The following is a 13818-nucleotide window of genomic DNA, read 5'->3' on the forward strand; positions in this document are numbered from 1 at the left end:
CGACGGCCTCTACAAATCGTCTAGCGCCGCCCGAACAACCGCTCCAGATCCGCCAGCTTCAGCTCCACGTACGTCGGCCGCCCGTGGTTGCATTGCCCTGAGTGCGGCGTCGCCTCCATCTGCCTGAGCAGGGCGTTCATCTCCGGCGCGGACAACACCCGCCCGGCTCGCACCGAACCGTGGCAGGCCATGGTGCCGCAGACCTCGGCCAGGCGCTCCTTGAGGGAGAGGGCGGCGCCGTGTTCGGCGAGGTCGTCGGCGATGTCGCGGATCAGGCCCTGGACGTCGGTCGAGCCGAGCAGGGCCGGGGTCTCGCGGACGAGGACGGCGCCGGCGCCGAAGGGTTCGACGACGAGGCCGAGCTCGGCCAGCTCCTCGGCGCGGGCGGCGACGCGTTCGGCCTCGGCGGGGTCGAGCTCGACCACCTCGGGGGCCAGCAGGGCCTGGCGGGTCACGGCGCCCTCGGCCATCTGGGCCTTCATCCGCTCGTAGACGAGGCGCTCGTGGGCGGCGTGCTGGTCGACCACCACGAGGCCGTCGCGGGTCTGGGCGACGATGTAGGTGCCGTGCAGCTGGGCGCGGGCGGCGCCGAGGGGGAGGTCTATGTCCGCCGCCGCTGGCGCGGCGGCGTCCGGGTCGTAGGGCTTAGGGCTTAGGGCGTAGGGGGCGTCCGGGGCGGGTTCGACGCGCGCGCTGCGGTCATTGAGGCCGGGGATTATCTGGGCGGTCGCGGTGGCGGGTTGGGTCCAAGCGTCCCACCTGCTGTAGCCTTGGGCGTTCGCTGCGCCTTGCCCTAAGCCCCAAGCCCTATGCCCTAAACCCTGAGGGGCCACACCCTCATGCGCCGTGAACCCGGCCAGCGCGTCTGCGGCGACCGTTGTGGAGGCGCGGTGGCCCGCGGCGGCGAGGGCGTGCCGCAATGCCCCGACGATCAGGCCGCGCACCAGCTGGGGATCGCGGAAGCGCACCTCGGCCTTGGCCGGGTGGACGTTGACGTCGACGTAGAGCGGATCGAGCTCGAGGAAGAGGACGGCGGCCGGGTGGCGGTCGCGGGCGAGGAAGTCGGCGTAGGCCCCGCGCAGGGCGCCCTGCAGCAGGCGGTCCTTCACCGGGCGGCCGTTGACGAACAGGTACTGGTGGGCGGCGTTGCCGCGCGAATAGGTCGGCAGGCCGGCGTAGCCCGACAGGCGGACGCCGTCGCGGGCCTGGTCGATGAGCAGGGCGTTGGCCTCGAAGTCGCGGCCGAGCAGGGCGGCGAGGCGCTTGAGCCGGCCCTCGTCGCCGGGGTGTTCGGCGGGCAGGCGCAGGACGTTGCGGCCGTCGAGGTCGAGGCTGAAGGCGACGCCCTCGTGGGCCATGGCCTGGCGTTTGATCTCCTCGGAGATGGCCATGGCCTCGGCCCGCTCGGACTTCATGAATTTGAGCCGGGCGGGGGTGGCGTAGAACAGGTCGCGCACCTCGACCCGGGCGCCGTGCGGGCCGGGGAAGGCGGCGGGGGCGACGGGGCGGTGGTCGCCGCCCTCGACGGTGATGCTGTGGGCGTCGCCGCCCTCGCGGGGGCGGGAGGTGATGGTCAGCCGGGCGACCGAGCCGATCGAGGGCAGGGCCTCGCCGCGGAAGCCGAGGGTGAAGATGCGCAGCAGGTCGACGTCGCCGGCGTCGTCGGGCTCGAGCTTGGAGGTGGCGTGGCGCTCGACCGCCAAGGCCAGCTGGTCCGGGGCCATGCCGCAGCCGTCGTCGGCGATGAGCAGCCGGGTCAGGCCGCCGCCGTCGGCCTGGACCTCCACCCGGCGGGCGCCGGCGTCCAGCGCGTTCTCGACCAGCTCCTTGACCGCGCTGGCCGGCCGCTCGACCACCTCGCCGGCGGCGATGCGGTTGACGGTTTCGGGGGGGAGGCGGCGGATGGGCATGCGAGTCGGAGTATGGCGCGGGCGAGAGGCGGGAAGAAGGGTGAGGATGGGCCGCGGGGCCGGCGAGTGCGGCCGGCGTGGCGGGTTCATCACGAAGGACACGAAGGAATCACAAAGGACACGAAGGAACCCGGTCTGGACCGGCGCCGGCGGGCCAACGGCCCGCAATCAACGAATGCGGACCTGCGGCCCGCGAAGGCGAGCCGCGCACTCGCTCCCTTCGCGTTCTTCGTGCCCCCTTTGTGTCCTTCGTGATGAACCAGCTCCGCCTGAAGCCTGCGCGGAAGGCGAAGGCGGAGTGTGGTCTTCACCCCTCCACCATCCTGCGCCCTGCGGGCTTCGGATGGTCCCCCTCCCCACCGCTGCGCGACGGGGAGGAGACGGGTCAGGCCGTCGCTTCGGCCAGAGCTTCCTCCGCCTCCATCCATGCCTGTTCGGCGGCGTCGAGGTCGGCCTGGGCGCGGGCGCGGGCGCGGGTCAGGCCCTCGAGCTTCTTCGGGTCGTTGACGGCCGCGTTGGCGAGGTCGTCGTCGAGGCGGGCGAGGTCGGCGGTCAGCGCCGCCATGCGCTCCTCGGCCTTCTTCGCGGCGTGGCGCAGGGTGGACGGGGAGGGGCCTTTTTTCTGGCCCCTATGGCTCGCGCCGCGGGCGCTCGCTGCCTGAGGGGCGGGCGTGTCCGCCTTGGCCGGGGCCGGCTCGGGCTCGTTCCTGACCTGGGACGGTTTCATGCCGGCCTGCTTCGCCCGGTCGAGGACGAATTTCGCATAGTCGTCCATGTCGCCCTCGAAGGGCTTCACCGTGCCGTCGGCGGCCAGCCACAGGCGGTCGGCGACCAGCTCCATCAGCGAGCGGTCGTGGGTGATGAGGATGACGGCGCCGGTGTATTCGTTGAGCGCGTCGAGCAGGGCGCGGCGGCTGTCGATGTCGAGGTGGTTGGTCGGCTCGTCGAGGATCAGGACGTGCGGCGCGTCCATGGCCACGAGGTTGAGCAGCAGGCGGGCGCGCTCGCCGCCGGAGAGGGCGGCGACCTTGGTCTCCTGCTTCTCGAACGGCAGGCCGAACTGGGCCAGGCGGCTGCGCCGGCTGGACTCCGAGGCGTCCGGCATGGCCCGGCGGATGATCTCCAGCGGGGTGTCGGTCGGGTCCATGGCCTCGATCTGGTGCTGGTGGAACCAGCCGACCCGCATCTTGCCGTCGCGATGGAACTCGCCGGCGTCGATGGTCAGGGCCTTGGCGATCAGTTTGGCGAAGGTCGACTTGCCCGCGCCGTTGACGCCGAGCAGGCCGATGCGGTCGTCGAGGTCCATGCGCAGGTTGAGATTGCGCAGGATCGGCTTGCCCGGCTCGTAGCCGACCGAGGCCTTCTCCAGCCGGATCAGCGGCGGCGGCAGGGGTCGCGGCGGCGAGGGCAGGGTGAAGGGGGCGACGCGCTCCTCGGGCGGCAGCTCGACGGTCTGCATCTTCTGCAGCTTCTTGACCCGCGACTGGGCCTGGGCGGCCTTGGAGGCCTTGGCCTTGAAGCGGTCGACGAAGGCCTGCAGATGGGCCCGCTCGGCCTCCTGCTTGGCCCGGGTGGCGGAGAGCAGGCGCAGCTTCTCGGCGCGCATCTTCTCGAAGGCGTCGTAGTTGCCGGTGTAGAGCTCCAGCTTGCGGTTCGCGAGGTGGAGGATGTGGGTGCAGACCTCGTTCAGCATCTCGCGATCGTGCGAGATGATCAGGGCCGTGGCCGGGTATTTCTTCAGCCGCGCCTCGAGCCAGAGGGCGCCTTCGAGGTCGAGGTAGTTGGTCGGCTCGTCGAGCAGCAGCATGTCGGGCTGGGCGAACAGGGCTGCGGCCAGGGCGACGCGCATGCGCCAGCCGCCGGAAAAATGGGACATCGGCCGGTGCATGTCGTCAGGGCTGAAGCCGAGGCCGGCGAGAATCTCGGCGGCGCGCGAGGGGGCGCTGTCGGCGTCGATCTCGATCAGCCGGCCCCAGATCTCGCCCATCTCCTCGGGCTCGGCGGTCTCCAGCCGGGTGAGCAGGTCGTGGCGCTCGACGTCGGCCTCGAGGATGGTGTCCAGCACGCTGACCGGGGTGGCCGGGTGCTCCTGGTCGACCGAGCCGATGCGGGCGGTCTTGGGCAGGGAGACCTCGTCGCCGTTGGCGGCCAGTTCGCCGAGGATGATCTTGAACAGGGTCGACTTGCCGATGCCGTTGCGGCCGACGAGGCCGACCTTGGCGCCCGGCGGCAGGCTGACCGAGGCGTCGTCGAGGAACTGGCGGCCCCAGGCGTTGAAGGTCAGGTTGGATATCTGGAGCATACGCGGGCGTTGACTTTCGAACTGGTCATTTCAATATGACCAGTCATGACACATGACCATGTGACGGGAGAGGTCGTCATAACGGCCACCGAGTTCAAGGCCAAGTGCCTGGAGCTGTTCGATCAGCTGCAGCGGCGCGCGATCCGCAAGGTCACCGTCACCAAGCGCGGCAAGGCGACCGCGGTGGTCCTCCGGCCGGACCCGGTCGAGGACTACAACGCCGCCAGTCTGGTCGGGAGCATGAAGGGCATGGTCGAGGCTCCGGCCGGTTTCGACTGGACCTCGCCGGTCATGACCGAGCGGCTCGACGCCGAACAGGGCGTGCTGCACCGCTGATGGCCGGACGGGTCCTCCTCGACACGTGCGCGATCGTTTTCCTGACGGAGGGACTGGTGCGTGGCCCGGAGATCGGCCGGGTGCTGGAAGCCGCCCGCCCCGGAGACCTTGTCGTCTCGGCCGTGTCCGCGTGGGAGATCGGGACTCTGTCCCGCCTCGGCCCGCGCCGCCGGGTCCGGTTCGAGCCGAGCGCCGGCGACTGGTTCCAGATGTTCGTGGACCGGTTCGAAGCGACGGTGCTGCCGCTCGGCGCGCGGGCGGCGCTGGACGCGGCCATGCTGCCGGAGCCTCTGCACGGCGACCCGGCCGACCGGCTCCTGATCGCCACCGCCCGCGAACTGGAGGCCCCCATCGTGACCCGCGACAGGCGGATTCTCGACTACGCCGCCGCCGGCCACGTACAGGCCATCGCCTGCTGAGGCGACGCCTTGGAATGCGGGGAGGGCGCGTCTATAAGCCCGCGACCTTCAATCTCCCAAACAGAAGTCACTCCCATGACCGAACGCACCTTCTCGATCATCAAGCCGGACGCGACCCGTCGCAACCTGACCGGCAAGATCAACGCCGTGATCGAGGACGCCGGCCTGCGCATCGTGGCCCAGCGCCGCGTCAAGCTGTCGGAAGAGCAGGCGAAGAAGTTTTACGCCGTCCACGCCGAGCGTCCGTTCTACGGCGAGCTGGTGGCCCAGATGACCGCCGAGCCGGTGGTCGTGCAGGTGCTGGAAGGCGACAACGCCGTGGCCAGGTACCGGGAAGTCATGGGCGCGACCAACCCGGAGCAGGCCGCCGAAGGCACCATCCGCAAGTCGTTCGCCCTGTCGATCGGCGAGAACTCCGTGCACGGTTCGGACTCGCTCGAGAACGCCAAGATCGAGATCGAGCAGTTCTTCACGGACGACCAGATCGTCGGCTGATCGGCCTCAGATCGCCGGAACATTGACGCGGCCGGGTCGGTGACGATCCGGCCGTTGTCGTGTCAGGCTGTCTGAAAAGGCGAGTCGGATGCGCGAATACGGACGAAGGGGCGTTCTGCTGGCGGCAAGCCTGTCGGCGCTGGCGGGGTTCGTCGACGCCGTCGGCTTCATGACCCTGGGGGGCTTCTTCGTCTCCTTCATGAGCGGCAACCTGACCCGCTTCGGCGTCGGCGCGGCGCTGGGCCGGTGGGACCAGGCGGCGACCGCGGCGGGCATCATCGGCCTGTTCGTGCTGGGGGTGGTCGCCGGCGCCCTCGTGGCGCGACGGGCCGGAGAGGGGCGACGATCGCCGGTGCTGGCGGTCGAGGCCGCGCTGCTGCTGACGGCGGCGGGACTGTGCACCGCGGGCTGGACCGCCGCCGGCATGGTCGCGGTGGTGCTGGCCATGGGCGTGGAGAACGCCGTGTTCCAGCGCCAGGGCGACGTCGGAGTCGGCCTGACCTACATGACGGGCACGCTGGCGCGGATGGGACAGCGGATCGCCACCGCCCTGTGCGGCGGGCCGAGGTGGGACTGGGTTCCCTTCCTGCTGCTGTGGGCGGGCCTCGCCGCGGGCGGGGCGCTGGGCGCGGTCAGCTTCCTGCGCTGGGGGGTGCTGGCGCTGTGGTTCGCGGCGGGGGTGGTGGTCGTCCTGACCGTCGCGGTGCGCAGGGCGGAGGCGCGGGCGGAACGGGCCGGCTAGCGCGACGTTATCTGCCGGACCCTCATCTCCCCGGAGGAATTTCGATGAAGACCCTGCTCAAGCTCTCCGCCGCGACCGCCGCGCTGTCGCTTCTCGCCGCCTGCGGCTCGACCATGGAACAGCGGGCCGCGACCGGCGCCGTAGCCGGCGCGGTCGCCGGTCAGGCCATCGGCGGCGATACCGGCTCGACCGTCGCGGGCGCCGCCATCGGCGCGGTCGCCGGCGCGGCCACCCGGCCCGACAAGTAAGGCTGCGGCCCGGAACGAAAGCGGCCCCGGCGAGCGATCGCCGGGGCCGTTTCGCATTTCAGGACAACGCCCGGCAGAAGTCGGCGAGGGCGCGGGGATAGAGCGCGTGCTCCGCGGCCAGCACCCGAGCGGCGAGGCTTTCGGCGGTGTCGCCGGGCCGCACGGGCACGGCGGCCTGCGCGAGCACCGGGCCCTCGTCGACGCCCTCGGTCACCACATGCACGGTGCAGCCCGCCTCGACGTCGCCGGCGGCGAGCGCCCGGGCATGGGTGTCGAGGCCGGGATACTTCGGCAGCAGGCTGGGGTGGATGTTGAGCATCCGCCCGGCCCAGCGGCCGACCAGCCAGGGCGTGAGCAGGCGCATGTAGCCGGCCAGCGCCACCACCTCGACCTCGTGCCGGCGCAGGGCGGCGTCGACGGCCCGTTCGTGCGCCTCGCGATCCTTGCCGAAGGGGCGGTGGTCGACCACGGCCGTGGCGACCCCGGCCGCCGCGGCGCTCGCCAGCCCGCCGGCTTCCGGGCGGTTCGACAGCACCAGCACCACCTCGAAGGGGCTGTCAGGCGCGCGGGCGGCCTCGACGAGAGCGGCCATGTTGGAGCCGGTCCCCGAGATCAGCACCGCCACGCGCGTGCGGCGGTTTGCGGCGTCCGGCATCAGCTGGCGGGCGCGGCCGGGTCGCCGACGGACACGAAGGCGCCCGCCGGCCCGGGGAAGACGACGGGGCTTTCGTAGCCGTCCTCCGACACCGCCGAGACGCCGAAGAAGTAGTCGTCGATGACCACGCCGGGCAGGGTGATCTCCGTGGCGTCCCCGGCCCAGCGGCTGTGGGTCCACTGGGCGGCCGTGGTCGGGCGCCACCAGACACGGTAGCCGGCGGCGCCGGGAACGGCCTGCCAGCGGAGGGTGGTGTCGGGCTTGACCGCGCCCTCGATGGCGACGCCGAGCGGCGTCGCCGGGGCGTTGGCGAGAGCGGCCATGGAGACGATGTTCAGCCGGGCCACCTGGGAGAGATAGTCGAAGTCGACGCCGTCGATGGTGTCGCCGTAGTGGACGCCGTCCTCGACCCGCAGGTCCTGGTGCTGGCGGTCGTAGTTCTCGGCCCCCTCGGAGATGCGCACCGCCGGGAAGCCGGCGCGGAGCATCTCGACCTGGTCGCCGCCGCGGCCGTAGCGGTCGGTGCGGTAGATCATCTCGACGTCGAAGTTGGTCAGATAGCGATCGGCCATGCCGTCGATGAAGCGGGCGAGATTGCGCGACGAGGAGTCGACCTCGCCGCCATTGTAGCGCCGGCGCTCCTCCTGGGCCTCGGTTTCGACGGTCTTGGTGCCCTCGGAGAAGACGCGCACACGGGTGGTGTCGCGAACCCCGGACTGGCCCTCGGAGTTGCCGACGATGTCGTTGTTGAGGTTGGCCTCGACCCGCCAGCCCTGCGCCTGCGCATAGTCGGCCAGGATCTTGCCGCCCAGCAGGCCCTGCTCCTCGCCCGACAGGGCGGCGAAGACGAGGGTCGCGTCGAAGCGGTGTTTCGACAGGATGCGCGCCGCCTCCAGCACCGCCGCGACGCCCGAGGCGTCGTCGTTGGCGCCCGGCGCGTCGTCGGTGAAGTTCATCACGTCCGTGACGCGCGAATCGAGGTGGCCGGAGATGATGATCACCCGGTTCGGGTCGCCGGTCCCACGCTGGATGGCGACCACGTCGACGACCTCGGTCGGGGTCGGGACGCGCCGGCCGGTGACGGTGTCGGACGGCGTGACCACGGTCAGGCAGCCGCCGCAGTCGCGGGAGACAGCCTCGAACTCGCGCTGGACCCAGCGGCGGGCGGCGCCGATGCCGCGGGTCTCGGAACGGGTCTCCGACAACGTATGGCGCGTGCCGAAGTCGACCATGGTCTGGATGTCCGCGCGCATCCGCTCCGGCCGGACCTCGCCCGCGAGCTGGTGCAGCAGGGGGTGTTCGGTGGTGGGCGTCTGGGCCTGGGCGGCGGTCGCGCCGGCGAGCAGCAGTCCGGCGAGGGCGAGCGGCAGCGTGCGCATCCGGTGAGTCCTTCGGTGGCGGGGCGGCGACCTTGCCGGGGGGCTCGGCAGGGGTCAACGGGGGCGGCGGGTTGCGTCCGCTCGTGGAGCAGGAAAAGGTGGGCGTCTGGAGGTTTCATGCTCGTCCCGATCCTCGCGGCCTCGCTCCTCGCCGCGCCCCAGTCGACCGAAGATTTCGCCCGGAGCGTTCTCGAGGACCTGTGCCTGCCCTACGTCGTCGGCGAAGGGGGAGAGGGGGGAGCGATCGACTTTCTCGGCTTCGTGGAGACCGGCAGGGATGCGGGCACGCGCCGCTTCGCCACCGGCGACGAGGCCTGGCTGCTGCGCCTGACCGAGAGCGGCACGGCGGAGGACGGCGACCTGACCCGTCTCTGCGTCCTGCAGGCCCGCCACGGCGGACTGGAGGCGGTGCGCGCCGGCGTGGCCGGGCCGCTGGAGGCGGCCGGCTACCGCCGCGAGGTCGACATGCCGGCCGAACGGCCGACGTGGAGTCGCGGCGGCGTCACAGTCGCGCTGCACCAGAACGAAGGCCGGGCGACCCTTATGCGCGTCAGCTGGAGCGCGCTGGACGGGGAGTGATCCACTTCAGGCCGCTGTCAGCTGGCCGCAGACGAAGGCGACCTCGCCGGCGTTGAGCAGGGCCGCCAGCACCGGCTCGGCGTTCTCCGGGCTGACGATCAGAATGAAGCCGACGCCGCAGTTGAAGGTCCGGCGCAGCTCGTGATCGGAGATTCCGCCGGTTTCGCCGAGCCACTGGAACACGTGGGGCAGGGGCCAGGCGTCCCAGTCGAAGCTGGCCTGCAGCCCTTCGGCGATGCAGCGCGGCGGGTTCTCGACCAAGCCTCCGCCGGTGATGTGGGCGGCGCCCTTGACCAGCCCCGCCTTCATCAGCGGCAGCACCGGTTTCACATAGATGCGGGTCGGCTCCATCAGCGCCTGGGCCAGGGTGCGGTCCCTGGCGAAGGGCGCGTCGTCGGCCCAGGACAGACCGGACTTCTCGACCACCTTGCGGATCAGCGAGTAGCCGTTCGAGTGCGGGCCCGAGGAGCCGAGGCCGATGATCAGATCGCCGGCCTGCTGGCGGTCGAGGTAGGGCAGGGCGTGGCCGCGCTCGACCGCGCCCAGCGAGAACCCGGCGAGGTCGTAGTCGCCGCCGCCGTACATGCCCGGCATTTCGGCCGTCTCGCCGCCGACCAAGGCGCAGCCGGCCTGGCGGCAGCCCTCGGCGATGCCGGCGACGACCCGCTTCGCCGCGTCCACGTCCAGCTTGCCGGTGGCGTAGTAGTCGAGGAACAGCAGCGGCTCGGCGCCCTGGGCGAGCAGGTCGTTGACGCACATGGCCACGAGGTCGACGCCGACGCCGTCATGCCGGCCGGTCTCGATGGCGATCTTCAGCTTGGTGCCGACGCCGTCGGTGGTGGCGACGATCAGCGGATCCTCGAAGCCGGCCGCCTTGAGGTCGAACAGCGCGCCGAAGCCGCCCAGCGCGGCCTCCGCGCCGGGCCGGCGGGTCGACTTCGCCAGCGGCTTGATGGCGTCGACCAGCATCTCGCCGGCGTCGATATCCACGCCCGCGTCAGCGTAGGTCAGGCCGTTGCGCAGGCTGTCGGGGGTGTCGCTCATCGGTCACGGGCCTGATTCTGGAGGCGGAAATGCGTCGGCGGCTCTTGCCACACCGCCGTCGCGCGGGGCTATAGCACCCGAATGACGCCAATCACCACCACCGGGGCGCTGCGCGAGTTCTGCGCCCGCCTGGCCACAGCTCCCTTCATCACGGTCGACACCGAGTTCATGCGGGAGACGACCTACTGGCCCAAGCTGTGCCTGATCCAGGCCGCGTCGGCGACCGACGCCGCCAACATCGATCCGCTGGCCGAGGACCTCGATCTGGAGCCCTTCCTCGAGCTGTTGCGCGACGAATCGATTCTCAAGGTCTTCCACGCCGCGCGGCAGGATGTGGAGATCTTCGCCAAGCTCGGCGCCATGCCCAGGCCGATGTTCGACACCCAGGTGGCGGCGATGGCGGCCGGCTTCGGCGACCAGGTGTCCTACGAATCGCTGGTCCGGCAGATGCTGCGCCAGGAGGTCGACAAGGGCAGCCGCTTCACCGACTGGGCGCGCCGGCCGCTGAGCGACGCCCAGCTGACCTACGCCATGGGCGACGTGACCCACCTCGCGGCGCTGTATCCCAAGCTGCGCGACCGGCTGCAGAAGGACGGGCGGCTGGACTGGGTGATGGCCGAGATGGCGGACCTGACGGATCCCGCCCTCTACGACACCGATCCGGAAAAGGCGTGGAAGCGTCTGAAGCCGAAGAAGTATTCGGCGAAGTACCTCGCGGCGTTCAAGGCCACGGCGGTGTGGCGCGAGCGGGCGGCCCAGGAGCGCGACCAGCCGCGCGGCCGCATTCTCAAGGACGACGCCATCGACGAGATCGCCGCCCAGGCGCCGACCGATCCCGAAGCGTTCAACCGGCTGCGGTCGGTGCCCAAGGGGTTCGGCGCCTCGCGGCTGGGTCTCGAGCTGACCGAGGAGCTGAAGCGGGTGCTGGCCGACCCGGAGGCGCATTCGCCGAAGCTGGAGCGGCCGTCCCACAACCAGCCGGCGCCGCCGTCGGTGGTGGAGCTGCTCAAGGTTCTGCTCAAGACCAAGAGCGACAACGCGGGGGTGGCGACCAAACTGATCGCCAACGTGGCTGACCTCGAGAAGATCGCGCTCAGCGACACGGCCGACGTCGATGCGCTCAAGGGCTGGCGCCGTCAGCTGTTCGGCGAGGACGCCCTGAAGCTGAAGCGCGGCGAGATCGCCCTGGTCCTGAACGGGACCCGGGTCGAGGTGGTCGAGATCGAGGGCTAGCCCCGCAGGCCCTCGAGTTCACGCGTGATGTTGGCGCGGGCCCGGGCCTCGAATCGCGCCGCCCAGGCCGGGTCGGGGTAGAGCCGCGGGCTGTCGAGAAAGCGCTGCAGGACGGCCGCGCGGCCGGCCCGCCAGGCCTCTTCCGGAACGTGAGCGTATTCCTGCCGCACGCCGCGGACGTATGAGTCGTACGCGGCCGGGGCCGCGCCGAGGATCGACAGGTCGATCGACACCATCCGCGCGCCGAGCACGTCGTCGGCGTCGGCGGCGTGGCCGGCGGTGAGGGCGACCAGGCGCTCGACCTCGGCGACATGATCCTCCGTGGCCCCGTCGTTCGACAGCTCCTCGCGCGCGAGGCGGGCGCTCTCCGCCTCGTTGTCGGTCCGCGCCGGATCGTAGACCGCGTCATGGAACCACAACGCCGTCTCCAGCAGGTCGCGCTGGGCGGTGGTCAGGTCCGTCGACGCCGCGGCCTGGGCGAGGCAGTCGGTGAGGTGCGCGAGGGTGTGATAGCGGCGGTGCGGCTCGCGATAGCGCGCGATGAGGCGATCGCGAACCGCGCTGGAGAACACGGTCTCAGCCCACCGTGGCCTTGACGATCTTGCCGGGATTGCGGGGCGGCTCGCCCTTCGGCAGGGCGTCGACATGCTCCATGCCTTCGACGACCTGGCCCCAGACCGTGTACTGGCGGTCGAGGAAGGTGGCGTCGTCGAAGCAGATGAAGAACTGGCTGTTGGCGCTGTTCGGGTCGGAGGTGCGGGCCATCGAGCAGACGCCGCGCACGTGCGGCTCCGACGAGAACTCCTGCTTCAGGTTCGGCTTCGACGAGCCCGAGGTCCCGGTGCCCGTCGGATCGCCGCCCTGGGCCATGAAGCCGGGGATGACGCGGTGGAAGACCACGCCGTCGTAGAAGCCTTCCGAGGCCAGATCGGTGATCTGCTTGACGTGGTTGGGAGCCAGGTCGGAACGCAGCTTGATGACGACGTCGCGCGGCTCGCCGTCGCCGGTGTCGAGGGTGAAGGTCAGGGTCTCGGCCATGTCGGCTCCTTTCGTTTCGCGGGGGTCATAGCCCGCAAACCCGGTCGGGGCTATGTGGGATGCATGAGCGAAGACGATAAGCCGGTCGAACGCCGCCGCATGGTGCGTCCGCCTTCGGGCGGCACGGCGGCCGGGCGCGGCATGGGCCAGAAGATCCGCACGGCCGAGAAGAAGTCGATGTCGAGCCAGCAATGGATCAAGCGGCAACTGGCCGACGAGTGGTCGGAGCGGGCCCGGGCCGAGGGCTGGCGCAGCCGCGCCGCCTTCAAGCTGATGGAGATCGACGACCGCCTGCGGCTGATCAAGCGCGGGTCGCGGGTGGTGGACCTGGGCGCCGCGCCCGGCGGCTGGGTGCAGGTGGCGCTGGATCGCGGCGCGGCGGCGGTGGTCGGGGTCGATCTGCTGATGATCGAGCCGATCCCGGGGGCGACGCTGATCCAGGCCGACTTCACCGATCCGGGCGTGGACCAGCAGCTGCTCGAGGCGCTGGGCGGGCCGCCCGACCTGGTGCTGTCGGACATGGCCCACAACACCGTCGGCCACCGCCAGACCGATCACCTGAAGATCATCGCCCTGATCGAGATCGCCGCCGACTTCGCCATCCGCCACCTGAAGCCGGGCGGAGCCTTCGTGACCAAGAGCTTCCAGGGCAGCGACGCCGGCGAGGTGCTGGCGCGGCTGCGGGCCGAGTTCGAGGACGTGCGTCCGATCAAGCCGAAGGCCAGCCGCAAGGGCTCGTCGGAGGTCTATCTGGTGGCGACGGGGAAGAAGTAGGCCTCAGGCCTTGGCGAGCGCGCTGCGCCGCCGTTCGCGCCGCGTCTCGATCCGGCTCCAGACGCGGTCGTGCACGGTGAAGAAGACCGTCTGCACCAGCGGCTCGATGATGCCGATGGCCAGGGCGACGCCGATGTCGCGGGTGAGGGCGAAGGCCACCAGAACCGCGACGGCGAAGTGCATGACGCCGTAGGTCACGGTCTTGAACGCCACCTGCTTGAACGAGCGGGGCAGGGCGTGGCTGTGGCCGGCATGGCCGTGCGCGCGCGATTGCTCCTCCGCCGACATCACCTCCAGGCGGGCGGTGAAGGCCTCCGAGGCCTCTTCGAGGCCAGACAGCATGCGGCGGCGCTCGATGCGGTGCCAGACGCGGTCATGGATCGAGTAGGCGATGGTCTGGAAGAAGGGCTCCACCAGACCCACCGCCAGCGCCAGCCGCCAGTCGCGCGTGATGGCGAAGGCCACCAGGATGGCGACCACCAGGTGCATCACGCCATAGCTCGCGATCTTGAGCGCGAGCTGGCGGGCGGTGCTGATCAGCAGCTGGACCATGTCCCTCCAGATGTGGGGCGACGGCCGCCCGGAGCAAGGCAATTGTTCTTATCGGAACGATAGGCGCGGCGAGGCCTTGCGGTTCCAGCCGGGACACGGTTATACGCGGCCC

16 protein-coding genes are annotated in these 13818 nt (G+C 71.0%); 8 read left to right on the forward strand and 8 right to left on the reverse strand.

The genetic code is table 11. The features are described from left to right. Positions 1 to 20: 20 nt before the first annotated feature. Positions 21 to 1910 (reverse strand): DNA mismatch repair endonuclease MutL, encoded by a 1890-nt coding sequence (gene mutL / locus BM333_RS04750; protein ID WP_092307901.1) that lies wholly within the window; start codon positions 1908 to 1910, stop codon positions 21 to 23. 385 nt (positions 1911 to 2295) lie between these two features. Further along, positions 2296 to 4212 carry an ABC-F family ATP-binding cassette domain-containing protein gene (locus tag BM333_RS04755; RefSeq protein WP_092307904.1) on the reverse strand — a complete coding sequence of 639 codons (1917 nt, stop codon included), beginning with the start codon at positions 4210 to 4212 and terminating at the stop codon, positions 2296 to 2298. Between the two features lie 45 nt (positions 4213 to 4257). On the opposite strand from BM333_RS04755, the gene BM333_RS04760 reads away from it, so the two are divergent. The 5 genes from BM333_RS04760 to BM333_RS04780 all read left to right on the forward strand — a co-directional run bounded on the left by BM333_RS04760 (position 4258) and on the right by BM333_RS04780 (position 6452). Then, entirely contained in the window at positions 4258 to 4548 is a 291-nt protein-coding gene (locus BM333_RS04760; protein WP_092307906.1) for a type II toxin-antitoxin system Phd/YefM family antitoxin, read from the forward strand. Then, positions 4548 to 4967 carry a type II toxin-antitoxin system VapC family toxin gene (locus BM333_RS04765; protein WP_092307909.1) on the forward strand — a complete coding sequence of 140 codons (420 nt, stop codon included), beginning with the start codon at positions 4548 to 4550 and terminating at the stop codon, positions 4965 to 4967. The genes BM333_RS04760 and BM333_RS04765 overlap by 1 nt, the downstream gene beginning before the upstream one ends. Positions 4968 to 5042: 75 nt before the next feature. Continuing rightward, positions 5043 to 5462, forward strand: coding sequence for a nucleoside-diphosphate kinase (ndk, locus tag BM333_RS04770; RefSeq protein ID WP_092307912.1), 420 nt, complete (start codon positions 5043 to 5045; stop codon positions 5460 to 5462). An 88-nt stretch (positions 5463 to 5550) separates the two neighbouring features. Continuing rightward, positions 5551 to 6204: a YoaK family protein gene (locus tag BM333_RS04775; protein WP_092307914.1), complete on the forward strand. Its 654-nt coding sequence runs from the start codon at positions 5551 to 5553 to the stop codon at positions 6202 to 6204. 44 nt (positions 6205 to 6248) lie between these two features. Continuing rightward, positions 6249 to 6452 carry a YMGG-like glycine zipper-containing protein gene (locus tag BM333_RS04780; RefSeq protein WP_092307916.1) on the forward strand — a complete coding sequence of 68 codons (204 nt, stop codon included), beginning with the start codon at positions 6249 to 6251 and terminating at the stop codon, positions 6450 to 6452. Between the two features lie 58 nt (positions 6453 to 6510). Here BM333_RS04780 and purN read toward each other — a convergent pair whose 3' ends face one another. Continuing rightward, positions 6511 to 7107: a phosphoribosylglycinamide formyltransferase gene (gene purN / locus BM333_RS04785; protein ID WP_092307918.1), complete on the reverse strand. Its 597-nt coding sequence runs from the start codon at positions 7105 to 7107 to the stop codon at positions 6511 to 6513. Further along, the gene (locus BM333_RS04790; RefSeq protein ID WP_092307920.1) at positions 7107 to 8486 is read right to left on the reverse strand and encodes a M28 family metallopeptidase; all 1380 of its coding nucleotides are present in this window, start codon (positions 8484 to 8486) and stop codon (positions 7107 to 7109) included. Before BM333_RS04790 ends, purN begins: the two co-directional genes overlap by 1 nt. Before the next feature lie 117 nt (positions 8487 to 8603). On the opposite strand from BM333_RS04790, the gene BM333_RS04795 reads away from it, so the two are divergent. Further along, positions 8604 to 9065 (forward strand): hypothetical protein, encoded by a 462-nt coding sequence (locus tag BM333_RS04795; RefSeq protein ID WP_092307922.1) that lies wholly within the window; start codon positions 8604 to 8606, stop codon positions 9063 to 9065. Between the two features lie 6 nt (positions 9066 to 9071). On the opposite strand, the gene purM is transcribed toward BM333_RS04795, so the two are convergent. Further along, on the reverse strand, positions 9072 to 10109 hold the full coding sequence (purM, locus tag BM333_RS04800; protein ID WP_092307925.1) for a phosphoribosylformylglycinamidine cyclo-ligase: 1038 nt from the start codon (positions 10107 to 10109) through the stop codon (positions 9072 to 9074). Positions 10110 to 10190: 81 nt separating this feature from the next. On the opposite strand from purM, the gene rnd reads away from it, so the two are divergent. Next, positions 10191 to 11342 (forward strand): ribonuclease D, encoded by a 1152-nt coding sequence (gene rnd, locus BM333_RS04805; protein WP_092307927.1) that lies wholly within the window; start codon positions 10191 to 10193, stop codon positions 11340 to 11342. On the opposite strand, the gene BM333_RS15900 is transcribed toward rnd, so the two are convergent. After that, on the reverse strand, positions 11339 to 11914 hold the full coding sequence (locus BM333_RS15900) for an HD domain-containing protein (RefSeq protein WP_092307929.1): 576 nt from the start codon (positions 11912 to 11914) through the stop codon (positions 11339 to 11341). The two genes, rnd and BM333_RS15900, sit on opposite strands and share 4 nt — an antisense overlap. A gap of 4 nt (positions 11915 to 11918) precedes the next feature. Continuing rightward, positions 11919 to 12380 carry a peptidylprolyl isomerase gene (locus BM333_RS04815; protein WP_092307931.1) on the reverse strand — a complete coding sequence of 154 codons (462 nt, stop codon included), beginning with the start codon at positions 12378 to 12380 and terminating at the stop codon, positions 11919 to 11921. Between the two features lie 63 nt (positions 12381 to 12443). Between BM333_RS04815 and BM333_RS04820 the strand changes: the two genes are divergently transcribed. Beyond that, positions 12444 to 13154 (forward strand): RlmE family RNA methyltransferase, encoded by a 711-nt coding sequence (locus tag BM333_RS04820; RefSeq protein ID WP_092307933.1) that lies wholly within the window; start codon positions 12444 to 12446, stop codon positions 13152 to 13154. A gap of 3 nt (positions 13155 to 13157) precedes the next feature. Here the strand turns inward: BM333_RS04820 and BM333_RS04825 are convergent, their stop codons facing one another. Further along, entirely contained in the window at positions 13158 to 13706 is a 549-nt protein-coding gene (locus BM333_RS04825) for a DUF2061 domain-containing protein (protein ID WP_092307935.1), read from the reverse strand. Positions 13707 to 13818: the final 112 nt, after the last annotated feature.

This window comes from Brevundimonas viscosa, from assembly GCF_900116065.1.
Lineage (GTDB): Bacteria > Pseudomonadota > Alphaproteobacteria > Caulobacterales > Caulobacteraceae > Brevundimonas > Brevundimonas viscosa.